Raw genomic sequence first — 26,762 nt, 5'->3', positions numbered from 1 at the left:
TACCCAAACCTAACTTGAGTTTTCCCGTAGTCGGTCCCCGGAGCACGAGTCGTCACCCGCTGCTCCCAGCAGATAAGAGAACGACCCTTGGAACCGGCAGAATTCGCGGCTGGTAGCCCCGCCCGCATCGACACGAGTGTCAGCGACCACGATTCGCGACCCTTCGCGCTGACCGCCGCTCAGCGCGGTATCTGGTTTGCCCAGCACCTCATGGGCGACGTGCCGATCACGATCGCGCAGTACGTCGACATCGAGGGCGAACTGGACGTCGACGCCCTTCGCCGGGCCGGTCAGGCCGCTGCCCGCGAGATCGGTAGCGGCATGCTCCGCATCGTCGAGATCGACGGCGCACCGCTCCAGATGGTCGACTTCACCCTCGACGACGGGGTGGAGCATCACGACTTCCGGGCCGAACCGAACCCCCACGCCGCCGCCCTGCACTGGATGCGCGCCGACTACGCCGCACCGCTCGACCTGCTCTCGGACCGGCTGATCCGGGGCGCCACGCTGCAGATCGGCGAGAACCACCACCTCTGGTACTGCCGCATCCACCACATCGCGCTCGACGGCTACGGCGCGATGAAGTTCATGAACCGCGCCGCCGAGTTGTACACGGCCGAGGTCCGGGGCGTGGAGCCGACGGCATCGGTGGCGGGCGACCTCCGGGACGTCTCGGCCGCCGAGGACGTGTACCGCGGTTCCTCCCGGTTCCGCACCGACCGCGACTACTGGGCGAACCGCTCCCGGGACCTTCCCGCCCCGACCGGCCTCGCGGGCCGCAGCGCCCCGGCGCGGGCCCGGTCGCGGTGGCACGGCGGCCCGGTGCCCACCGACATCGCCCGGTCCGTGGACCGGGCGGTCGAGCGCCTCGACTCCGCCTTCGCCGCTGTCGCCGTCGCCGCGACCGCCGCGTTCGTCGCCCGGATGACGGGTTCCGACGACGTCGTTCTCAGCCTGCCCGTGTCGGCCCGCACCAACGCCGTCCTGCGCCGATCGGGCGGCATGGTGTCCAACGTGGTGCCGCTGCGGGTGTCGATCACCCCCGGCACGACGGTCGGCGCGCTGGTCTCCGCCGTCCAGCTCGAGCTCACCGGCGCGCTGCGCCACCAGCGCTTCCGCAGCGAGGACATCCGGCGCGACGCCGGTGCCGCCCGGGATCAGCGGGGCTTCTTCGGGCCCGCGATCAACATCATGAACTTCCACTCCGAGATCACCCTCGGCGAACTCACCGGACAGTTCCACGTGCTGTCGACCGGACCGGTCGAGGACCTCTCCGTCAACCTCTACCCGAGTGTGGCGGGAAGCTCGTCGCGCATCGATTTCGAGGCGAACCCCGCCCTGTACGGGGAGGGGGAGCTCGCCGAACACCACGCACGTTTCCTCGACCTGCTCGCCCGGTTCGCCGACGCGGACCCGGACGCTCGCGTCGCCGCCCTGGACGTGCTGACGGCGGACGAGCACGCACAACTCGTGCCTGCCGCCGGCCCGGTGGCCCCCGCCCCGATGCTGCTGGCCGAGCTGTTCGAATCGGGTGTCCGGGCAAATCCGGACGGCACGGCACTGATCCTCGACGGCACCACGATCGGCTACCGCGAACTCGACGAGCGCAGCACCGCGCTCGCACGACTGCTGCTGACCCGCGGCGTGGGCCCCGGCGATTTCGTGGCGGTGTCGTTCACCCGGTCCGTCGACTCCGTCGTGGCGGTGTGGGCCGCGGCGAAGTCGGGTGCGGCCTTCGTCCCCGTCGACCCGGCCTACCCGGCCGAGCGCATCGCCCACATGCTGTCCGATTCCGGAGTCACCCTCGGACTGACGGCAACCGCCCACCGTGACCTGCGCCCGGGTACCGCCGTCGAATGGCTCGCCCTCGACGACCCCGCGCTCGCGTCGGCGTGCGCGGAACTGTCAGTCACGCCGGTGACGGACGCCGATCGGCCGGCCCGGCTGACGCCCCACCATCCGGCGTACGTGATCTACACGTCCGGTTCGACGGGCACGCCGAAGGGCGTGGTGGTGACGCACACCGGCCTGGCCACGTTCGCCGCGCCGGCCCGGCCCGAGCTCGGCGTGACCCGCCACTCGCGGGTGCTGCGCTTCTCGTCGTCGAGTTTCGACGCGTCCGTGTTCGAAATGGTGCAGGCGTTCAGCGCGGGCGCGGCGATGGTGATCGCACCTCCCGACGTCTACGGCGGCGACGACCTCGCGGCCCTGCTCCGTTCTCAGCGGGTCACCCACATCATCAGTGCACCCGCGGTGCTGGGAACGGTGGATGCCGCCGGCCTCGACTCGCTCGAGGCCGTGGTCGTCGGCGGCGACGTGTGCCCGCCGGATCTCGTCGAGCGCTTCGGCAGCCGCTGCCGCCTCTACAACAGCTACGGTCCCACCGAATCGACGATCGTCATCACCATGACGGGTCCGCAGACCGACCCCGCGGCGATCACCATCGGCGGTCCGATGCAGGGCGCACGCGCACTGGTCCTGGACCGCTGGCTGCGGCCGGTGCCGCGCGGAGTGACGGGGGAGCTGTATCTCGGCGGCCCCGGGCTCGCCGAGGGATATCACGGCCGGTCGGGTCTGACGGCGTCGCGATTCGTCGCCGATCCGTTCGCCGCGGCCACGGGCGACCGCCTGTACCGCACCGGCGACCTCGTGCGGTGGAGCCGCGGCGAGAGCCCCGTCCTCGAGTACGTGGGGCGCAGCGACTTCCAGGTGCAACTGCACGGACTGCGGATCGAACTCGGTGAGATCGATGCGGTGCTGTCGGCGCACGAGTCGGTGGACTTCGCGGTGTCCGCCGTGCACGAACGTGAGGGCGGCACCTCGGTGCTGGTGTCGTACGTGCGGATCCGGCCTGATCACCGTTTCGATCCCGTCGCGCTGGCCGCGTTCGCCGGTGAGTTCCTCCCGGCGCACATGGTGCCGTCGCTGACGATGCCGCTCGAGACGATCCCGCTGACGCCCGCGGGCAAGGTGGATCGCAGTGCACTGCCCACCCCTGAGTTCGGCACCACCGCAACGCCGTTCCGCGCGCCGTCGACGCCGATCGAGCAGATCGTCGCCGACGCGGTGGCGGAGGTGCTGCACGTCGACGCGGTCGGCGTCGACGACTCCTTCTTCGCTCTCGGCGGCGACAGCATCGTCGCGATCCAGCTGGTGTCCCGGGCGAAGGCCGCCGGCGTGGTGTTCACCCCGCGGGACGTGTTCGAGCGCAAGACCGTTGCCGGGCTCGCCGAGGTCGCGGTCGACCTGGCCGCGGCGCAGGAGCTGCGCCTGCCCGAACTGCCCGGCGGGGGAGTGGGCGCCCTGCCGCTCACACCGATCGGTCGTGACGTCCTCGGTCGCAGCCACGGGGACCGCGCCCGCCTCGACACCTTCTACCAGGCCGTGACCCTGACGGCGCCCGCCGACGTCGACCTGCCGCGGCTGCACCGGACCGTCGCCGCGATCCTCGACCACCACGACGCGTTGCGCTCCCGCCTCTCGGCAGACGGCCGGGAACTGGTGGTCGAGCCCGCCGGGTCCGTGCGTGCCGACGATGTCGTCACATACGTACGTACCGATTGCGTTCCCGCAACCGAACAATTCGACGCCCTCCTCGACACCGAATGCCGGGCCGCTGCGGGCCGCCTCGACACGGCCGCCGGCACGATGCTGCAGCTGGTGTGGGTCGACCCCGCCGACGCTCCCGGAACACTCCTGGTGATGGCCCATCACCTGGTGGTCGACGGAGTGTCGTGGCGGATCCTCGTGCCCGACTTCGCCACCGCCTGGGCGCAGGTGGCCGCCGACCGCGCCCCCGAACTTCCGCCGGTCGCGACGTCCGCTCGCCGCTGGGCGCACGCCCTCGCCGAGACGGCGGGCACCGACTCGGTGACGGCCGAACTCGACGTCTGGCGGTCCATCCTCGACGGCCCGGTTCCGGCACTCGGTTCCCGTTCGCTCGATCCTGCCGTCGACACGGGCGCGACCACCGGGCGGGTGTCCGCCGAGATCGGACCCGACGTCACCGCCGACCTCCTCACGACTCTGCCGACCGCGTTCCGCGGGGGCGCCACCGACGGCCTGGTGACGGCGCTCGGTCTCGCCTTCGCCGCGTGGCGCGGCGACCGCACACTGCTGTTGTCCCTCGAGGGCCACGGCCGCGACGAGTCCCTCGTGCCCGGCGCCGACCTGTCGCGCACCGTCGGCTGGTTCACCACCGCCTACCCGGCCCGGATCGCACTGGACGCGCTCGACGTCGCGGACGCACTGGCAGGCGGACCCGAGGCCGGGCGGGCCGTGAAGGTGGTCAAGGAGCAGCTGCGTCGTATTCCGGGGAACGGCACCGGTTTCGGACTGCTGCGTCATCTCCGCGACGACAGCGGCGTAATCCTGAATGCGATGCCCTCTCCGCAGGTCAGCTTCAACTATCTCGGACGCGTCGGCGCCGGCGACCTCCCGGACGCGGTGCGCGAGAACGGCTGGATTCCCGCAGCCACCCGGGTCGACCTCAATGCGTTCAGCGGCGCGGGACTGTCGACCGCCTTCGTCCTCGACATCAATGCCGCGGTCGGCGACGACGGCCGGCTGACCGCCACGTTCGACTTCCCGTCCGGAGTGCTGACCGCGCCCGAGGTCGAGCGGTTGGCGGACCTGTGGCGGACGGCGCTCGAGGGCCTCGCCTCGCACGTGCGCGGCTCGGGCCCGGCTGGGCTGACTCCGTCCGACGTTCCGCTGGTGTCCGTGGGCCAGGACCGGATCGAGCTGTGGGAGAACAGCTACGGACGGCTCGACGACATCTGGTCGTTGTCGCCGCTGCAGTCGGGTCTGCTGTTCCACGCCGGCCTCTCCGCCGGCGCGGTGGACGTGTACACGTCGCAGATCCTGCTGGATCTCGGTGGCGACGTCGACGCGAGCCGGTTGCACCGCGCAGCGCAACGCCTGCTGGAGCGGCACGCGGCTCTGCGGACCGCGTTCGTCTACGACACCGACGGCGTCCCCGCGCAGCTCGTCCTCGATTCGGTGACCGTGCCGTGGCGCGAGATCCACCTGCAGGGGGAGGCGGGCGGGCTGGACGAACTCGTCGCCGCCGAGCGCGCGACGCGGTTCGACATGTCGGCACCGCCGCTCCTGCGGTTCGTGCTGGCACACTCCGGCGACCGGACGTCGCTGGTGATCACCAACCACCACATCCTGTTCGACGGATGGTCGATGCCGCTGTTCGTCAAGGATTTCCTGCTGCTGTACGCGTCGGACGCACCGATCGCGGCGCCCGCGCGCCCCTACCGCCGATACCTGGCGTGGCTCGCCCAACAGGACCGCGCCGGCGCGCTCGACGACTGGGCGGCCGCCTTCGACGGCTCCACCGAACCGACCGTCCTCGCCCCGCAGCACACCGGCCACGGCTCGGCTCCCCGGGACGTCGACGTCCCGGTCACGGCGGAACTGGCCGGACAGCTCACCCGGATCGCCCGTGAGCACGGCGTCACCGTCAACACGGTGATCCAGGCCGCGTGGGGACTCCTGCTGTGCGGCTTGCTGTCCCGTGACGACGTGGTGTTCGGCGCCACCGTGTCCGGACGTCCAGCCGATCTGCCCGGCGTCGAGGAGACGCTCGGGCTGTTCATCAACACCGTTCCCGTCCGCGTACGCCTCGATGCGGACGAACCCGTCTCGTCCCTCCTCCGCCGGCTGCAGGACGAACAGGTGCGTCTGCTCGACCGGCACCAAGTCGGGCTCACGGAGATCCAGTCGGTCGCCGGGCCGGGCAGTGTGTTCGACACGCTCACCGTGTTCGAGTCGTATCCCGTCGACCGCGCGGCCCTCGACCCGGACACCGACATCGCCGGCCTGCGGGTCCGCGGTATCGACGTCACCGACGCCACCCACTACCCACTCGCGCTCGTCACGGTGCTCGAACCGGATCTGCACCTCACGCTGGAGTATTCGGCCGACACGTTCGGCGAGAACGACGCCCGTCGGATCTCGGATCGATTCGCGCGGGTGCTGACGGCGATGACCCGGACGCACACCCCGGTCGGTGCCGTCGATCTACTCGGGGACACCGAACGCGCCCTCACCCTGCAGGCGTGGAATGCGACCGATCATACGGTCGACGCCGTCACTCTCGTCGATCTCCTCGACGCCGCCGCGCTCCGCACACCCGACACGGTGGCGGTGACGTTCGAACGGGAATCGCTGTCGTACGCCGAGTTCGAGGCCCGGGCGAACGCCCTTGCGCGCCACCTGATCTCGCAGGGGGTGGGCCCCGAATCCATCGTGGCCGTCACGCTGCGCCGGTCACTCGATCAGTTCGTCGCCCTCCACGCCGTCGTCCGCGCGGGCGGGGCCTACCTCCCCGTCGACCCTGACCATCCGCAGGCCCGCATCGCCCACGTACTCGGCAACGCCCGCCCCGCACTGGTGCTCGTGACCGCCGCCGACACACGGGTCGTCCCCGACGGCCTGCGCACGGTGCGCGTGGACCGGCTCGACCTGTCCACCGTCGCGACGTCACCGCTGTCCGACGCGGAGCGTCTCACCCCGCTGCGCGCCGACCACCCCGCCTACGTGATCTACACGTCGGGTTCGACGGGACGCCCCAAGGGCGTGGCGGTGTCGCACGCCGCCATCGTCAACCGTCTGCTGTGGATGCAGGACAGCTACCCCCTCGACGCGCGGGACGTGGTGCTCCACAAGACCCCGGCCACGTTCGACGTGTCCGTGTGGGAACTGTTCTGGCCGTTGACGACCGGCGCGCGGACGGTGATCGCCGAACACGGCGGGCACCGGGACCCGCACTACCTGTCCCGGCTGATCCACGACGAGGGTGTCACGACGCTGCACTTCGTCCCCTCCATGCTCGACGTGTTCCTCGAGCACGCCGACACCGCGCGCTGCACCAGCGTGCGGCAGGTCTTCGCCAGCGGTGAGGCACTCCCGCGGACCACCGTCACGCGCTTCCACCGGCAACTCGGTGCCGCCCTGCACAACCTGTACGGTCCCACCGAGGCCGCGGTGGACGTGACGTTCCACCGCACCGAGGCGTCGGCGACCGGTCCGGTGCCGATCGGCGCGCCCGTGTGGAACACCCGCGTGTACGTCCTCGACTCCCGGCTCCGCCCGGTGCCCGTCGGTGTTCCCGGCGAGCTGTATCTGGCCGGCACCCAGCTCGCCCGAGGATACGTGGGACGCCCCGACCTGACGTCCGACCGGTTCGTCGCCGACCCGTTGTCGGCCGACGGCGCCCGCCTGTACCGGACCGGCGACCTGGTGCGCTGGACGGACGGCGGGGAGCTGGAATATCTGGGCCGCACCGACTTCCAGGTGAAGCTGCGCGGGCAGCGACTCGAACTCGGCGAGATCGAGGCCGTGCTCCTGAACCATCCCGACGTGGCCCAGGTGGCCGTGCTGGTGCGCGGGGACGGGCCGGCCGAACGCCTCGTCGGCTACGTCGCTCTCCGGTCCGGAAGCACCGCGGACCCCGACCGGCTCTCCGCTCACGCGGCCGCGGAGTTGCCCTCCTACATGGTGCCGTCGGCGTTCGTCCTCCTCGACGCGCTGCTGCTGGGGCCCAACGGCAAGCTCGATCGCCGGGCACTGCCCGAGCCCGCGTTCGCGACCGCCGCGTTCGAGGCGCCGGCGACCGCCGCGGAGATCGCCGTCGCCCGGATCTTCGCCGACGTCCTCGGCGTCGCGGAGGTCGGCGCGACCGACAACTACTTCGACCTCGGCGGCAACTCGCTGACCGCGACGCGGGCCGTCGCCCGGATCAACGCCGAACTGGGCTCCGCGCTCGGGGTTCGGGAGTTGTTCGACGCCCCCACCGTCCGCGCTCTCGCGGCGGCGTCGACCACGGACCCCGCCGGGCACAGCCACCCCGCCCTCGTCGCCGCCCGCCGCCCGTCGCGGCTGCCGTTGTCGCCGGCGCAGTTCCGGATGTGGTTCCTCAACCGGTTCGACACCACGTCCGGCGCCTATAACATCGCCGCCGCGCTGCGGCTGACCGGACAACTCGAGGTCGGCGCGCTCGCCGCGGCCGTCGGCGACGTGATCGCGCGTCACGAGGTTCTGCGGACCGTCTACCCCGACTCCGCCGACGGACCGCACCAGGTGGTGCTCGACGCGACCACCGTCGACCTCGCACCCGTCCCCACCACGGAGCAGCACCTTCCGGCCGCCGTCGAAGACCTCGTGACCCGTGGCTTCGACGTGACGACGAACGTCCCGCTGCGCATAGCCCTGCTCGGGGTCGCACCGGACGAGCACGTGCTGGTTCTGGTCACCCACCACATCAGCGCCGACGGCTGGTCGATGGGGCCATTGGCGCGGGACGTCATGTCCGCGTATGTCGCCCGCGCGGCGGGAGCCGCACCCGAGCAGCCACCACTGCCCGTCCAGTACGCCGACTACGCCCTGTGGAAACTCGACGTCCTCGGCGACGAGGCCGACGCCGGATCGCTCGCCGCCCGGCAGATCGACTACTGGACGCACACTCTCGCCGGGCTGCCGGAGCGGATCGAACTCCCCACCGACCGTCCCCGACCGCAGGTCGCATCGCATCGCGGCGCAACCGTCGACTTCGCCCTCGACCCCGAGACCTACGGCGCGGTCACCGCACTCGCCCGCTCCGTTCGCGCGACCCCGTTCATGGTGCTGCACACCGCCCTGTCCGTGCTGCTGTCCCGGCTGTCCGGCAGCGCCGACGTCGCCGTCGGCACCCCGGTGAGCGGTCGCGGGGAGGCGGCGCTCGACGACGTGGTCGGCATGTTCGTCAACACCCTGGTCCTGCGCACACAGGTCGACCCGGCGCGAACGTTCCGCTCGCTCGTCGAACAGACCCGCGACACCGACCTCGCCGCCTACGCGCACGCCGACATCCCGTTCGAGCGTCTGGTGGAGATCGCGAACCCGGACCGCTCGACCGCCCATCACCCGCTGTTCCAGGTGGTGCTGTCGATCGACGACGTCGCGCCGCCGCGCATCGACCTCCCCGGACTGGCCGTCGCGGCACTCCCGCTCGACGAGGCCGTCGCCAAGTTCGACCTGCACCTGTCGGTGACGGAGAAGCCGGGCGGGTCGGGCGCCCAGGGCAGGTGGACGTTCGCCACCGATCTGTTCGACCGCACGACCGTCGAGGCGTTCGGGCGCAGGTTCGTCCGGATCCTCGCCGCCGCGGTGTCGGACCCCGCACTCGCCGTCGGTGACGTCGCACTGCTCGACGACACCGAACGCGCCGCCCTCACCACGCGCACCGGCCTGCGGCACTCCGGACGGCGCACGCTCCCGGAGATCCTCGACCACGCGGCTGCGGCAGGCGGCACGGCGCTGGTCACGGACGACGGCGAACTGTCCTACGCGGACCTGGACGCCCGCTCGAACCGGCTCGCCCGGGTTCTTCTCGCGCGGGGAGCCGGACCCGAAACGGTGGTCGCGGTGGCGCTGTCCCGCTCCGCACTGTCCGTGACCGCGGTCTGGGCAGTGGCCAAAACCGGCGCCGCGTTCGTGCCCGTCGATCCGGACTACCCCGCGGACCGCATCGAACACCTGCTGACCGATTCGCGCGCGGTCCTCGGCCTGACCGACTCCCGGTTCGCGGCGACCCTGCCCGGAACCACCGACTGGCTGTTCCTCGACGACCCGGAACTGGGTGCAGGCGCGTCCGCCGATCCGGTCACCGACGCCGACCGGACCTTGCCGCTCCGCGCCGAACACCCCGCCTACCTGATCTACACGTCGGGTTCGACGGGAATCCCCAAGGGCGTCACCGTCACCCACGCCGGTCTCGACGCATTCGCCGCCGAGCAGGTGGAACGGTACGCGCTCGACAATCGGAGCCGGACACTGCATTTCGCGTCACCCAGTTTCGACGCATCCATTCTCGAATTGCTGATGGCGTTCGCGGCAGGCGCGACGCTCGTGACCGTGCCCACCGGCGTGTACGGCGGGGAGGACCTCGGCTCACGGATCCGCGACCGGCGGGTGACCCACGCCTTCGTCACCCCGGCCGCGCTCGCGACCCTCGACCCGAAGTCGCTGCCGGAACTCGGCACCGTGGTGGTGGGCGGCGACGCCTGCGATTCGGCACTGGTCGCGAGGTGGGCGCCCGGGCGACGGATGTTCAACGCGTACGGGCCCACCGAGTCGACGATCATGGCGACGCTGTCGGGACCGATGACGGCGGGCGAGCCGGTGCGGATCGGTGCTCCGATCCGGGGAACCACTGCCCTGGTCCTGGATTCGCGGCTGCATCCGGTGCCCGACGGCGTCGTGGGTGAACTGTATCTGGCGGGGCCCGCGCTGGCGCGCGGCTACCACGACCGTCCCGCGCTCACCGCCGAACGTTTCGTCGCGAACCCGTACGCCCCCGGGCGCCTCTACCGCACCGGCGATCTGGTGCGGTACACCCCGAAAGGTGAACTGGAGTACCTCGGCCGCGCCGACTTCCAGGTAAAGATTCGCGGATTCCGCATCGAACTCGGCGAAATCGACGCCGTCCTCTCGTCGCACCCGAGCGTCGAGTTCGCCGTCACGGCCGCGCTGCCCGTCCGGGGCGACGCGACCACTCTGGTGGCCTACGTGCTTCCCGCCGGTGAATGCGCCGTCGACCCGGCCGAGGTGACCGCCCACACCGCCCGCCTCCTGCCCGGACACATGGTGCCGTCCACCGTGATGGTGCTCGACCGGGTTCCGCTGACTCCGGCAGGCAAGGTGGATCGCAAGGCCCTGCCCGAACCGGTCTTCGCGGTCCGCGAGTACGTGGCCCCGCGCACCGACACCGAACGGCTGGTCGCGGCCGCCTACACCGACGTGCTCGGCGCCCAGACCGTGGGAGCCGAGGACGATTTCTTCGACCTCGGCGGCAACTCGCTGAGTGCCACTCGAGTGATCGGCCGGGTCAACGAGTCGGCAGGCACGTCGCTGGCCGTGCGGGTGATCTTCGAGGCACCCGGCGTCGCGGACCTCGCCGCGGTGGTCGACGCCGCCGAGCGCGGGGACCGTCCGGTGCTGGCAGGCATCGTACGACCGGAACGTATTCCGCTGTCCGCGGCGCAGTCCCGGATGTGGATCCTCAACCGCTACGACCCCGAGTCGGTGGCGTACAACATCCCGCTCGTGCTGCGGCTGTCCGGCGACCTCGACACGGCCGCCCTCGGCGCGGCACTGCGCGACGTCCTGGAGCGCCACGAGGCGCTGCGGACGGTGTATCCCGAGTCGGCAGACGGCCCGTACCAGCGGATCGTTCCCCTCTACGACCTCGCGGTGGACCTCGAACCGCGCCGGGTGGACGACGAAGACCAGCTGTTCGCACTGCTGACCGCCGAGCTGTCCACCGGCTTCGACGTCACAGCGGCGGTTCCGTTGCGCAGCCACGTCTTCCGACTGTCGCCGGACGAACACGTCCTCGTCGTGGTGGTGCACCACATCAGCGCGGACGGCGCGTCGATGGGGCCGCTCGCCCGCGACCTGATGCTGGCGTACACCGCCCGCGCCGGTCACCGGGAGCCGGATTGGACACCGCTCGCCGTCCAGTACGCCGACTACAGTGTCTGGCAGCGGCAGCTTCTCGGCGTCGAGTCCGAAACCCACAGTGTCGCAGCGCGTCAGGCCGCATACTGGCGTCAACAGTTGCGCGGGGCCCCGGAGTTGCTCGAACTTCCCACCGACCGGCGGCGGCCGGCCGTGGCGTCGCTGCGCGGGGAGGTCGCGACGTTCCGCCTGGACAGCGCACTCGTCGAGCAGGCCACCGCATTCGGACGCAGCCACGGCGCCACCCTGTTCATGGTGGTGCACGCGGCCCTCGCCACCCTCCTCGCACGCCTTGCCGCGACCACGGACGTGGTGGTGGGCACTCCCGTCGCCGGCCGCGGCGAGCAGGCGCTCGACGACCTGGTGGGCATGTTCGTGGGGACCCTCGCGCTGCGGACCCACATCGATCCGGCGTCGTCGTTCGCGGAGGTGCTGGGGCATGTCCGGGAGACCGATCTCGCGGCGTACGGCAACGCGGATCTGCCGTTCGAGCGGTTGATCGATCTTCTGCAACCGGCTCGCTCCCAGGCGTATTCGCCGATCTTCCAGGTGGCGTTGTCGCTCGAGGACCAGACCGTGGACCAGCTCGCACTGCCCGGGTTGTCGGTGTCGGCGATGGATCTCGGTGTGGTGCCCGCGAAGTTCGATCTGCAGTTGACCCTCCGCGCCGACAGCGACGGAATGGCGGCGACGTGGATTTTCGCCACCGATCTCTTCGACCGCGACACGATCGACTCGGTCTCCCTCCGTTTCGAACGGATCCTGCGGAACGCGATCACCGAACCGGGTCGCGCGGTCGGCGATCTCGATCTGCTGGACGCCACCGAACGCGCCGGACTGATCGCGCGGCCCGAGCCATCTGCCGTGGTCGCGCGCACGTTGCCCGACATCTTCACGAGCGGAGCCGGACAGGGCGGGATCGCACTCGTCTCGGAGGAGGGTGAACTCTCCTACGCGGACCTCGACGCGCAGTCGAACCAGTTGGCGCGCGTACTCATCGCGCACGGCGTCGGACCGGAAAAAATGGTCGCGCTGGCACTTCCGCGGACGGCGCGGGCCGTCCTCGCCGTATGGGCCGTGACCAAAACGGGCGCCGCGTTCGTGCCCGTCGATCCGAGCTACCCGCGCGAACGCATCGAGCACATGCTCTTCGACTCCGGTGCGACGCTGGGGTTGACCGACACCGCCACCGCTGCGGTGCTGCCGGCCGCCACCGAATGGCTGGTGCTGGACGACGCCGCACTCGTCACGTCGGCCGCACCGGTCACCGACCGCGACCGCGTCACGCCGCTGCGCCTGGCACACCCGGCGTACCTGATCTACACGTCCGGCTCCACCGGAACACCCAAGGGTGTCACGGTCACCCACACGGGGCTGAGCGCTTTCACCGCGGAGGCACGCCCGGAACTGGCCACCACCCCGCGGTCCCGCGTGCTCCGGTTGTCGTCCGCGAGTTTCGACGCCTCCGTCTTCGAGATGATCCAGGCGTTCAGCGCCGGTGCCACCCTCGTGATCGCACCGCCGTCCGTGCTGGGCGGCGAAGACCTCACCGCCCTGCTCCGCGACCAGCGCGTCACCCACGTGATCACCGCCCCGGCCGCACTGAGCACCGTCGATGCCAATGCACTCGACGACCTGCGCACCGTCGTCGTCGGAGGTGAGGTGTGCCCGCCGCAACTGGTCGAACAGTTCTCCCCGGGGCGCCGCTTCTTCAACAGCTACGGACCCACCGAAACCACCATCGTCGTCACCATCGGGGAACCGCTCACCCCGGGCGCCGACATCACCATCGGCAGCTCGCTCGACGGCGCGCAGGAACTCGTCCTCGACTCCCGGCTGCGGCCCGTGCCGCGCGGTGTCACGGGTGAGCTGTATCTGTCCGGCACCGGGCTCGCCCGCGGTTACCGCGCCCGGCTCGGCCTGACGTCGGAACGGTTCGTCGCCAATCCTCATGGACCCCAGGGGTCCCGGATGTACCGGACCGGGGACCTGGTGCGGCTGCGGTCCGACGGGCAGCTCACCTATGTGGGCCGCGCCGACTCCCAGGTGAAGCTGCGGGGTCTGCGCCTCGAACTCGGCGAGGTCGAGGCCGCCCTGTCCCGGCACGGCGACGTGGTGGCCGCGGCAGCCTCCGTCCACCACCACCCTCGGCTCGGCGATCAACTCGTCGGCTACGTCGTGCCCGCGCCGGGGACCAGCCCCGACGTCTCCGACATCCTGGCGGCGGCGGCCGAACTTCTGCCCCGCGCGCTCGTGCCGGCAACCGTCACACTGCTCGACGCCATTCCGGTCACCCCCGCCGGGAAGATCGACCGCACGGCGCTACCCGCCCCGACGTTCACGGCGCGGACGGTGTTCCGAGCGCCTGCGACCGCGTCCGAACTGGTTGTCGCGCAGGTCTTCACGGATATCCTCGACGTCGAACGGGTGGGGGCCGACGACAGCTTCTTCGAGATCGGCGGCAATTCCCTGTCCGCCACGCAGGTGATCGCCCGCCTGCGCGCGGCCACGGGCACGTCCCTGTCCGTGCGGTCTCTGTTCGACGCACCCACCGTCGCCGCGCTGGCCGCCGCCGTGGACACCGCCGGGCAGTCCGACCGTCCGGTGCTCGAGGCACGCCCGAGACCGGATCGGATTCCGCTGTCCCCGGCGCAGGCGCGGGTGTGGTTCCTCAACCGTTTCGACCCGGCGTCCGCCGTCGACAACCTGCCGCTCGGTCTGCGTCTGGCCGGGTCGCTCGATGTCTCCGCTCTGCGGTCAGCGCTCGGCGACGTCCTCGAACGGCACGAGGCGCTGCGCACGATCTATCCCGACTCACCCACCGGCCCGCATCAGGTCCTGCTCTGCACCGAAACGGCGCTCCCGGACCTGACCGTGCTCGAGGTGAGCGAGAGCGAGGCGCTGCAGCGAGCCGTGGAATTCGCGAGCACGGGATTCGACCTCACCGTGGAAACCCCCCTGCGCGCCGGACTGTTCGCCGTGTCCGAGAACGAACATTTTCTCGTCGTCGTGGTCCATCACATCGCCGCCGACGGATTCTCGCTCGCGCCGCTGGCCCGCGACGTGATGGTCGCGTACACCGCACGCGCGCAACAGGACGAGCCCGCGTGGTCGCCGCTCCCGGTCCAGTACGCCGACTACAGCCTGTGGCACCGCGAACTGCTCAGCAACGAGGACGACCCCACGTCGCTCGTGTCCCGCCAAACCGACTACTGGGTGCGCACTCTCGCCGATCTGCCGGACGAACTCACGCTGCCCACCGACCGGCCGCGCCCGCGGCGACAGTCGCACCGCGGCACGGAACTGGTGTTCGCCGTCGACGCCCACACCCACGGGTTGCTGCGTGAACTCGCGGCCGCCCGCGACGCCAGCCTGTTCATGACCGTGCACGCCGCCTACGCACTGTTCCTGAGCCGGTTGTCGAACACTGCGGACATCGCAGTCGGGACTCCGGTCGCCGGTCGCGGCGAGCCGGCCCTCGACGAGCTCGTGGGCATGTTCGTCAACACCCTGGTCCTGCGGACCCACGTCGACGCGAACGCCACGTTCGGGGAGCTGGTGGAGCGCACCCGCGAAGCCGACCTGGGTGCGTTCTCGCACGCCGACGTGCCGTTCGAGCGGCTGGTGGAAGTACTCGATCCGGTCCGCTCCCAGGGGCGTCACCCGCTGTTCCAGGTGGCGCTGTCCTTCCACAATCTCGCCCCCGCCACGTTCGACCTGCCGGGACTCGAGGTCTCGACCGTCCCGGCCGAGCTGCAGACAGCCGAATTCGATCTGCATCTGACCCTCACCGAACAGGCTGAGGGCGGTATCCACGCGTCGTTCACCTACTCCACCGACCTGTTCGACGCCTCCACCGTTGCCACGTTCGCCGAACAGTTCACACGCATCCTGCGGGCCGTGGCCGCCGACCCGTCCACGGCGGTCGGGGATGTGGCGTTGCTCGATTCGGGCCAGTACGACGAGCTGGTCGATATTCGCAACCGGACCGCACATCCGCTGCCCGAGGCCCGGCTGCTCGACGCCTTCGCGGATCAGGTTCGGCGGACCCCGGACGCGACGGCGGTCGTCTTCGAGGGCGAATCGCTGACCTACCGGGAGTTCGCGAACCGGGTGAACCGGCTGGCCCGGGTCCTGACCGCCGAGGGCGTGGGACCGGAGTCGTTGGTGGCGTTGGCCATGCGCCGCTCCCTCGACCTCGTCGTCGGCATGTATGCCGTCCTGACCGCCGGCGGCGGCTACGTCCCCGTGGACCCGGACCATCCCGCCGACCGCATCGGCTACATCCTCGACGCCGCCGACCCGATCTGCGTCCTGACCACATCCCGGGACGCCTTCACGAGCGACAGGTCCGTCATCCTTCTCGACACCCTCGACGTCGATGACGTTTCCTCGGCACCGCTGACGAATCCGACGGTGTACCCGGATGGGGTCGCCTACGTGATCTTCACGTCCGGTTCCACCGGCAAACCCAAGGGCGTCGCCGTCACCCACCGCGCCATCGTGAACCAGATCGCCTGGATGCGTGCCGAATACGCACTCGACGCATCGGATGTGTACCTGCAGAAGACCGCGACGACATTCGACGTGTCGCTGTGGGGCTACTTCCTGCCCCTGGCCGCCGGCGCCACCCTCGTGGTCGCGGCACCCGACGGGCACCGCGACCCGCAGTACCTCGCCGGGTTGATCGATGAATACGGCGTCACCGCAACCGACTTCGTCCCGTCCATGCTGTCCGTGTTCGCGGGGTCCGTGGATCCACAGCAGATCGCGTCCCTGCAGCACGTGTTCGTGATCGGGGAGGCCCTGCCCGCCGCCACCGTCCACGACTTCGCCCGGATCTCCCCGGCCCGGATCCACAACCTCTACGGACCCACCGAAGCCGCCGTCTCCATCACCTGCGCCGACGTCACCGACACCCCCCAGGGCGGCGCCGTCACCATCGGCACACCCGAATGGAACAGCCGCGTCTACGTCCTCGACTCCCGCCTGCACCCCGTCCCCACCGGAGTCCCCGGCGAGCTCTACCTCGCCGGCGTCCAACTGGCCCGCGGCTACCACGGCCGCGTCGACCTCACCGCCGACCGCTTCGTCGCCGACCCGTATTCGAATACGGGCGAGCGCATGTACCGCACCGGCGACCTCGTCCGCTGGACCACCACCGGCCAACTCGACTACATCGGCCGCACCGACTTCCAGGTCAAATTCCGCGGCCAACGCATCGAACTCGGCGAAATCGAAACCGCCCTCCTCACCCACACCCAGGTGTCGCAGGCCGCGGTACTCGTCGTCCCCACCACCACCGGCGACCACCTCGTCGGCTACCTCGTCCCCGCATCGGGCGCGAACCTCGACACCGCGGACATCAGGGCACACCTCGCACAGGCACTGCCCACCTACATGCTCCCCGAAACCCTCCTCGTCCTCGACAGCTTCCCCCTCGGCACCTCCGGCAAACTCGACCGCAAAGCCCTCCCCGCACCCACATTCGAAACCCGCACCTTCCGGGCACCATCGACCGACACCGAAACCACCGTCGCCCAGATCTTCGCCGACGTCCTCCGCCTCGACCGCATCGGCCTCGACGACGACTTCTTCGCACTCGGCGGCAACTCCCTCATCGCCACCCAGGTCGCCGCCCGACTCGGCCGCGCCCTCGACACCCGAATCCCCGTCCGCGAACTCTTCGAAGCCACCACCGTCGAAGCACTCGCAGCACGTGTCGCCGTCCTCGCCGGTACGGGTGGCGGGACGGCACTCGTGGCCGCACCGCGACCCGAGCGAATCCCGCTGTCGCCGGCGCAGAACCGGATGTGGTTCCTGAACCGCTTCGATCCCGAGTCGGCCGCATACAACCTTCCGCTCGCGATCCGGCTGACCGGATCCCTGAACGTCGCGGCCCTCCACACCGCCGTCCACGACGTGCTGGAGCGTCACGAGTCGCTGCGTACCGTGTTCCCGGACATCGAGGACGGCCCCGTGCAGGTGATCCTGCCCGCAGACCGAGTCGACCTCGATCTCACCCCGGTCGACGTGACCACCGACGAACTTCCCGACGAGGTTCGCCGCACCCTGCACGGTGGCTTCGACGTGACCGCGGGAATCCCCATCCGGGGAAGGCTTCTGCGCACCGCCGTCGACGAGTACGTCCTCGTCATCGTGGTGCACCACATCAGCGGCGACGCCGTGTCCATGGGCCCGCTCGCCCGCGACGTCATGGTCGCCTACACCGCCCGGAGTGCGGGCCGTACCCCGGATTGGTCTCCGCTGCCGATGCAGTACGCCGATTTCGCGATCTGGCAGCATGCGGCACTCGGCTCCGAGACCGACTCCGAATCCCTGTCCGCACAGCAGATCCGGTACTGGACCGAGACGCTGTCCGGGCTTCCGGACCTGTTGGAGCTGCCCACCGATCGGCCGCGCCCGGCCGTGCCGTCGCAGCGCGGCGACACCGTGCGCTTCGATATTCCTGCGGCGACCGCCGTGGCACTCGAGCAGGCTGCCCGCGATCACGGCGCATCCGTGTTCATGGTGCTGCACTCGGCGCTCGCCGTCGTGCTGTCGCGGTTGTCGTCGACGTCCGACATCGCCGTCGGCACACCGGTCGGTGGACGCGGTGAGCAGCACCTGGACGACCTGGTCGGGATGTTCGTCAACACCCTGGTTCTGCGTACCCACGTCGCGGCGCACGAGAGCTTCACCGAACTGTTGACGCGGGTCCGGGACACCGACCTCGGCGCGTACGGTCACGCGGACATTCCGTTCGAGCGGCTCGTCGACGTCCTCGCCCCTGCCCGCACGCAGGCCCACACACCCCTGTTCCAGGTGGCGCTGTCATTCGAGCATCGGGGCGTCACGCGCTTCGAATTGCCGGGCGTGACCGTGGAACCCGTTCCGTTCGAGACGGACACCGCTCAGTTCGACCTCGCGTTGGTCCTCTCCGAAGGCGATTCGCCTGCCGGGTTGTCGGGTGCGCTGCGCTTCGCCACCGACCTCTTCGACCGCGAGACCGCGGAGGATTTCGCCCGGCGATTCGTCCGCGTCCTGGACGCCGCGGTGGCCGACTCGGGTGCGATCGTCGGCGACATCGACCTCCTGGACCCGGCCGAGTGGGCGGCGGCCCGCGTGCGGGGTGTGCCGTCGGCGCCGCCGGCCACCCTCGCGGGCCTGATCGACGCCGCCGTCCGGACCGATCCGAATGCGTCCGCGCTGTACTGGAGCGGCCGGGAGTACACGTACCGCGAGGCTGACGAGTGGTCCACGCGGCTGGCGCGGGTGCTGCTCGAGCACGGTGTGGGGCCGGAAACGTTCGTGGCCCTGGCTCTGCCGCGTTCGCTCGACTCCGTGCTGGCGGTGTGGGCGGTCGCCAAGACCGGTGCCGCGTACGTGCCGGTGGATCCGACGTACCCGGCGGATCGCATCGCGCACATCCTCACCGACTCGGGCGCCGCTCTCGGTGTCACGCTGTCCGGTGAGCGGGCGGCGTTGCCGGACACCGTCGCCTGGCTGACCCTCGACACCGCCGACGTCACCGCCCGGCATGCGTCCGCGAGCGCCGACCCGATCACCGACGCGGACCGGATCCGTCCCGTCCGCGTCGAGAATCCGGCGTACATGATCTACACGTCCGGCTCGACGGGTCTGCCCAAGGGTGTCGTGGTCACCCACGGCGGCATCGCGAACCTCGCGGCCGAGCGTCGCGAGCACTACCGCATCGACGCGTCGTCCCGGTTCCTGCACAAGGCGTCGCCGAGCTTCGACATGGCCGTCGGCGAGATGGTGTCGGCGCTGAGCGCCGCCGCCACCTTGGTGATCACACCGACCGAGGTCGTGGGCGGCGACGAACTGTCCGGCCTCCTGGACCGTCAGCAGGTCACCCATGCGCTGATCACCCCGGCGGTGCTGGCCACGATGGATCCCGGCGGACACCCGCAGTTGCGGGTGCTCGGGGTCGGCGGCGAGGCCTGCACCCCCGAACTGGTGGCCCGCTGGCAACCCGGACGCACCATGCTCAACGGCTACGGCCCCACCGAGGCCACCGACATCTCCACCGTCGGCGACCTCCTCGCCGGTGCACCCGTCACCATCGGACACCCGGTCCGCGGCTTCGACATCATGGTCCTCGACACCCGCCTGCGCCCCGTCCCCGCCGGAGTCCCCGGCGAACTGTACGTCGCGGGACCGGCACTCGCCCGCGGCTACCACTCCCGGCACGGCCTCACCGCCGAACGATTCGTCGCCAACCCCTACGGCGCACCCGGCGACCGCATGTACCGCACCGGCGACGTCGTCCGCTGGACCGGAACGCACGGACTCGAGTACTTCGGTCGCGGCGACAGCCAGGTGAAGATCCGGGGCAACCGGATCGAGCTGGGGGAGATCGAGTCGGCGGCGACCCGGCACGACACGGTGGGTCAGGCCGCCGTCGTCGTCCACGACACCCCGTCGGGTCAGCGCCTCGCGGCCTACCTCGTGCCTGCTCCCGGTCACGCACTCGACACGGACACGATCTGCCGCCACCTCGAGGACACTCTGCCGGCGCCGATGATCCCGGATGCCTACGTGGTGATCGAGTCGCTGCCGGTGACGGTGAACGGGAAGCTCGACCGAGGAGCACTGCCCGAACCTGTATTCGTCGCAGCATCCGCACGGTTCCGGGCACCGGTCACCGACACCGAGAAGGTCCTGGCGGCCGTGTTCGCGGAACTTCTCGGCGCCCCGACGGTCGGTGTGGACGATTCGTTCTTCGGCCTGGGTGGCGACAGCATCGCGTCGATCCAGCTGGCGTCGAGGGCGAAGGCGCACGGCCTGATCATCTCGCCGCGGGACGTGTTCGAGCACAAGACCGTTGCCGGTCTCGCACAGGTCGCGGCCAGGGCCACCGACACCGAACCCGTCGTGCTGGAGGAACTCCCGGGCGGCGGAGTCGGCACGCTGCCGCTCACCCCCGTGATGCGTCTGGTCACCGAACGCGGCGGCACTCTCGACCGCTACTCGCAGTCGGTCGCACTGGAGTTGCCGGCGGGCATCGACCGGTCAGGTCTGCTCGCGACCCTGTCTGCCGTGATCGATCACCACGACATCCTGCGTGCCCGCCTCGTCGGCGACGACACCCTCGAGGTGGCACCGGCAGGCGCCGTCGACGTCGCCTCCCTCGTGCACCGGATCGACTGGGATCCGCGGACCGATCCGACCGAACCGGCACGGCGGGAACTCGATTCGGCACTCGACCGCCTCGACCCGCGGGCCGGTGTCATGCTGCAATGCGTCTGGCTCGATCCGGTGGGCGCACCCGGGCGCACCGGCCGTCTGATCGTCGCCGCCCATCATCTCGTGGTCGACGGCGTGTCCTGGCGCATCCTGATTCCGGATCTGATCGCCGCGTGGGCGCAGATCTCGTCTGGTGGGGCCGCGACTCTCCCGCCGGTCGGCACGTCGATGCGCCGGTGGGCGCACGCCCTCACCGAGGACGCGCACACCCCGGAACGGGTTGCGGAACTGCCGCTGTGGCAGAGGGTTCTCGACGGTCCGGACCCGACGCTCGGGTCCCGGCCGTTCGACCCCGCCGTCGACGTCCTGGCCACGGTCGACCACGTGCGCGTCGAACTCGACGCGTCGGTGACGCGATCGCTCGTGACGTCCGTTCCGGCTGCCTTCCGGGGCGGCGTTGGCGACGGGCTGATCGCCGCGTTCACCCTGGCCGTGAGCGCCTGGCGGCGTCGCCGGGGGATCGGCGAGCCGTCGCTGCTCCTCCAACTGGAGGGCCACGGACGCGAGGAGCAGGCGGCGCCCGGCGCCGACCTCTCCCGCACGGTCGGATGGTTCACCAGCGTGTATCCGGTTCGTCTCGACCTCGGCGGAATCGACGTCGACGCCGCCCTCGCGGGGACGGCCGACACCTCCCGCGCCGTCAAGGCCGTCAAGGAAGAACTGCTCGCGGTGCCCGCCCGCGGGCTGGGCTACGGACTGCTGCGCCATCTCAATTCCGGGACCGCCGCGGCGCTGCAGGAACTCCCGACCCCCCAGGTCAGCTTCAACTACCTGGGCCGGGTATCCGAGGCGGACATTCCGGAGGAGTTCGCGCACCTGGGCTGGACGCCCGCCACCGACATCGACGACCTCCGGGGCGTCGGCAACGACGACATGCCCGCTGCCGCCGTTCTCGACGTCAATGCGATCGTCACCGGCGTCGACGGCGAATCCCGGCTGGCGGCCACGTTCTCGTATCCCCGGGAACTGCTGTCGGCTGCGGACGTCCGGGAACTGGCGGACCTGTGGACGAGCGCGCTCACCGCAGTCGCGGCGCACGTGGACAGCGGGACAGCGGGCGGGCTCACCCCGTCGGACGTGCCCCTCGTCCTGGTGGGGCAGCGGGACCTCGAACTGTGGGAAGAGCAGTACACGGCACTGTCCGACGTCTGGTCGCTGTCGCCGTTGCAGCACGGACTCGCGTTCCACGCGCAGCTCGCTCAGGACACGGTGGACGTCTACACGACGCAGACGGTGCTCGAACTCGGCGGCGTCGTGGACGCCGATCGGATGCGTGCGGCGATCTCCGCGTTGCTCGACCGGCACGCGAACCTGCGCACCGCGTTCGTCGGCGCGACCACGGGTGAGCTCGTGCAGGTGGTGCTCGACAGCGTGGAGATTCCCTGGAGCACCGTCGATCTCGGGGCCATGGACGAGTCCGCCCGAGTGGCGGCGCGGGACGAGGCGCTCGCCGCCGACCGCGAACGCCGATTCGACCTCGCGTCGCCCCCGCTCCTGCGGTTCACGCTGATCGACGACGGCGGCGGCCACCACGCCCTCGCCGTGACCCTGCACCACATCCTCGTCGACGGCTGGTCCATGCCGCTGCTGCTGAAGGAACTCCTCGTCCTGTACGCCACTCGGGGTGACGTGTCCGTCCTGCCGCGGGTGCCGTCGTACCGCGCGTTCCTGTCGTGGCTGGCGTCGCGCGACCGGGCAGCCTCCCGGGAAGTGTGGGCCGAGGCGCTCGCCGGCGTCGAGCAGCCGACCCTCGTCGCCTCCGACGGTCCCGGACTACCTGGGCCCGCAACGGTGGCGGCGGTGGATGCGGATGCCGGACCCGGCCTGTCCGCGCAGCTCACCGCGCTCGGCGCGGAACTGGGTGTCACGCTCAACACGCTCGTCCAGACGGCGTGGGGAATCCTGCTGTCCCGCATGCTCGGCCGCGACGACATCGTGTTCGGGGCGACGGTATCGGGCCGCCCGTCGGAACTCGAGGGCGTCGAGTCGATGGTCGGCCTGTTCATCAACACCCTGCCCGTGCGGGTACGCGTCGACCCGGACGAGTCCGCGGCCGGCCTCCTGATCCGCGTGCAGCGCGAACAGGCGACTCTGCTCGATCATCATTACCTCGGCCTGAGCGACGTGCAGCAGACCGCCGGCAGCGGCGCCCTGTTCGACACGCTGACGGTGTTCGAGTCGTATCCCGTGGATGCCGCCGCGCTGGCCGAGGTGACGTCGATCGACGGCATGACCGTCCTCGGTGTGTCCGGCGAGGAAGCCACCCATTACCCGCTCACCCTCACGGTGTTCGCCGACGACGGATTGCGGTTCACGCTGAGGTATCGAACCGACGCGTTCGACGCGACCTACGTGACCGCGCTCCGCGCACGGCTGCTGAAGGTTCTCGCCGCGCTGGTGGCCGACCCCGCCGCACCGATCGGTGGCATCGAGATCCTCGATCCCGACGAGCGCGCGGCACTCGCTCCCGTCCGTGGTCTGCCGACCGCGGCGCCGGCCACGCTCGCCGGGATCATCGACGCCGCCGCGAGTACCGCCCCGGACCGGGTCGCGCTGTCCTGGAAGGGTCGCGACTGGACGTACCACGAGGCCGACGCCTGGTCGAACCGTCTGGCCCGGCTGCTGCTCGCGCAGGGCGTGGGACCCGAGGCGTTCGTCGCCGTGGCGTTGTCGCGGTCGGTGGAATCGGTGCTGTCGGTGTGGGCAGTGGCCAAGACGGGAGCCGCGTATCTCCCCGTCGACCCGACCTACCCGACGGACCGCATCGACCACATGTTGTTCGACTCGGGCGCCCACATCGGCATCACCGCCGCCGGCGATCGGGATGCCCTGCCGGACAGCGTGTCCTGGCTCGTTCTCGACGAACTCGCGGACGCACTCGATGCCGCCCGGGCCACCCCGGTGACCGATGCGGAACGCGCGCGTCCCGTGCGCGTCGAGAACCCGGCGTACATGATCTACACGTCCGGCTCCACCGGGCGACCCAAGGGTGTTGTCGTCACCCACGGCGGGCTGGCGAACCTCGCAGCCGAACGTCGCGAGCACTACCGCGTCGACGCGTCGTCCCGGTTCCTGCACAACACGTCGCCCAGCTTCGACATGGCGGTGGGCGACATGATGTCCGCCCTTTCCGCCGCAGCGACTCTGGTGATCACCCCACCGAGCGTGATCGGCGGGGAGGAACTGGCGGCCTTCGTCCGCGGCGAGCACGTGACGCATGCGTTGATCACCCCGGCGATGCTGTCGTCGATCGACCCTGCGGGGCTGGAGGAGCTGCGCGTCCTCGGTGTCGGCGGCGAGGCCTGCACCCCCGAACTGGTGGCCCGCTGGCAACCCGGACGCACCATGCTCAACGGCTACGGCCCCACCGAGGCCACCGACATCTCCACCGTCGGCGACCTCACCGCCGGTGCACCCGTCACCATCGGGCACCCGGTCCGCGGCTTCGACATCATGGTCCTCGACACCCGCCTGCGCCCCGTCCCCGCCGGAGTCCCCGGCGAACTGTATGTCGCGGGACCGGCACTCGCCCGCGGCTACCACTCCCGGCACGGCCTCACCGCCGAACGATTCGTCGCCAACCCCTACGGCGCACCCGGCGACCGCATGTACCGCACCGGCGACGTCGTCCGCTGGACCGGAACGGGAGAGCTCGAATACAGCGGCCGCTCGGATCATCAGGTCAAGATCCGCGGCTACCGCATCGAACTCGGTGAGATCGACGCCGCTGTGCTGGAACACCCCGACGTCGACTACGTGATCACGCTCGGCCGCCGCGGCCCGTCCGGCGACACCGTGCTCGTGTCGTACGTGGTGCCCGCCGCGGGATCTGCCCCGGACCCCGCGCGGGTGCGCGCGTTCGTGTCGGAGTTCCTGCCGACGCACATGGTGCCGTCGGCGGTGGTGTGCATCGATTCCGTCCCGCTCACCCCCACCGGGAAGCTCGACGCCGATGCGCTGCCGCGCCCCGATTTCGTTGCCGCCGAATACCGTCGGCCGGCCGAGGGGAACGAGAACACGGTCGCGTCGGTCTTCGCCGAAGTCCTCGGCGTCGACCGGGTCGGCGCCGACGACAACTTCTTCGACCTCGGTGGCACGTCGCTGTCGGCGATGCGGGCGGTGAGCCGTCTGCGGGCGAGCAGCGACGTGACCGTGTCGCTGCAGTGGCTGATGACCGAGCCGACACCCGCCGCGATCGCCGCGCGCATGGACGCGGCCGACGGCGACACCGGGGACACCGCCCTCGACGTGGTCTTCCCGATCCGCACGGGCGGTGCCGGTATGCCGATGTTCTGGATCCACCCGATCAGCGGACTGTCCTGGTGTTACACGGGATTCGCCGAACACATCGACGAAAACCGGCCCGTCTTCGGCATCCAGACTCCGGCCGTCACCGGGGAAGAGCTGCCCGGCTCGATCGAGGAACTCGCCGCCCGGTACATCGCCGAGGTGCGGAGGATCCAGCCGGACGGTCCCTACGATCTGGCCGGCTGGTCGATCGGCGGCGTCGTCGCCCACGCGATGGCGGTGCAACTGCAGCAGGCGGGGGATTCGGTCGGTTCACTGGTGATGCTCGACAGCTTCGCGGAAAGGCAGCAACCGCAGGACACCGGTGAGGCGACGGTGCCCGCGGAGGGTGCGGACACGGTGGCCGCGTTGTCGGCCCTGAGCCCCGAGCACGTGCACCGCCTGACCGCGGCCGCGCACCACAACGCCGGCCTCATGCGCGACTACCGGCCCGGATTGTTCGACGGCGACGTGCTGTTCTTCACGGCGGCGCACGACGATCCGACGCTGCGGCGCGCGGTCGGCACCTGGCGTCCCTGGGTGAACGGACGGATCACGAATCACCCTGTGGAATCGAACCATTGGCAGATCACCGAACCCGCCGCGGTCCGGGTGATCGGCCCACTGCTCGCCGAATACCTCACCCACGGCGTGCATCACGCTTCGAGAATGGAGATCGACCGATGAGACTGTTCACCGCGGGGGTGGCCACCGTCGCCGCGTTGCTCGGCCTGCCCGGGCCCGTGGCGACGGCCGAGCCCGCCGACGGCGGTGCGGTGGTGGCGCCGAGCACGTCCGGCAGCCTCGACCGGATCGAGAAGGTCGACGACCGCCGCTGGAACGTCTTCGTGTACTCGCCGTCGATGAACGAGGTCGTGGAACTGCAGGTGCTGCGCCCCGCCGACACCAGCGTCCCGCGTCCCACGCTGTATCTGCTGAACGGAGCGGGTGCCGGTGAGGACGGCGCCAACTGGATTCGGCAGACCGACATCGTCGACTTCTTCGCCGACAAGAACGCCAACGTCGTGATCCCCGTCGGCGGCTACATCAGCTATTACACCGACTGGCGCAGCGACGATCCCGTCCTCGGACGGAACAAATGGCAGACGTTCCTCACCGAGGAACTGCCGCCGGTGCTGGACACCGCGCTCGGCGCCAACGGGGTGAACGCGATCGGCGGGCTGTCGATGTCGGCCGGTTCGGTGATCGACCTCGCGGTCCAGGCGCCGGGCCTGTACCGGGGTGTCGCGTCGTACAGCGGTTGCGCGATGACCAGTGATCCGATCGGGCAGAACCTCGTCCGGCTGGTGGTCGAGGTGGTGGGCGGCGGCGACACCGAGAACATGTGGGGTCCCACCGACGACCCGGCCTGGGCGGCACACGACCCCTACGTCAACGCGGACAAGCTCCGCGGGCTCGAGCTGTACATCTCCAACGCGAGTGGACTGCCCGGACCGTACGAATCCCTCGGCGCCGTCCGTCCCGCCGGGGCGCCGCCGCTCCCGGACCAGATCGTGATCGGCGGCGTCATCGAGGCGGCGACGAACTACTGCACGCACCGGCTGGTGGACCGGCTCGACACCCTCGGCATCCCCGCGACCGTCGACTTCCGGGACACCGGCACACATTCGTGGGGGTACTGGCAGGACGCCCTGCATGAATCGTGGCCCGTCCTCGCCCGAGCCCTCGATATGTGA

Annotated in this window: 2 protein-coding genes; both read left to right on the top strand. The window is 70.6% G+C overall.

The window, feature by feature from the left end; all coding sequences use genetic code 11:
• Positions 1-87 precede the first annotated feature (87 nt).
• Entirely contained in the window at positions 88-25,752 is a 25,665-nt protein-coding gene (locus WKC72_RS04800; RefSeq protein WP_370181882.1) for a non-ribosomal peptide synthase/polyketide synthase, read from the top strand.
• Positions 25,749-26,762 carry an alpha/beta hydrolase family protein gene (locus WKC72_RS04795; RefSeq protein ID WP_268788753.1) on the top strand — a complete coding sequence of 338 codons (1,014 nt, stop codon included), beginning with the start codon at positions 25,749-25,751 and terminating at the stop codon, positions 26,760-26,762. Before WKC72_RS04800 ends, WKC72_RS04795 begins: the two co-directional genes overlap by 4 nt.

The sequence above is a fragment of the Rhodococcus wratislaviensis genome, assembly GCF_041228765.1.
GTDB lineage: Bacteria > Actinomycetota > Actinomycetes > Mycobacteriales > Mycobacteriaceae > Rhodococcus_F > Rhodococcus_F wratislaviensis.
The sequence above is the reverse complement of the archived record's forward strand: the minus strand, read 5'-3'. Positions and strand labels throughout refer to the sequence as shown.

Coding starts and splice junctions, on each gene's coding strand:
- WKC72_RS04795 (WP_268788753.1), top strand. CDS start 25,749: ATGAGACTGTTCACCGCGGGGGTGGCCACCGTCGCCGCGTTGCTCGGC.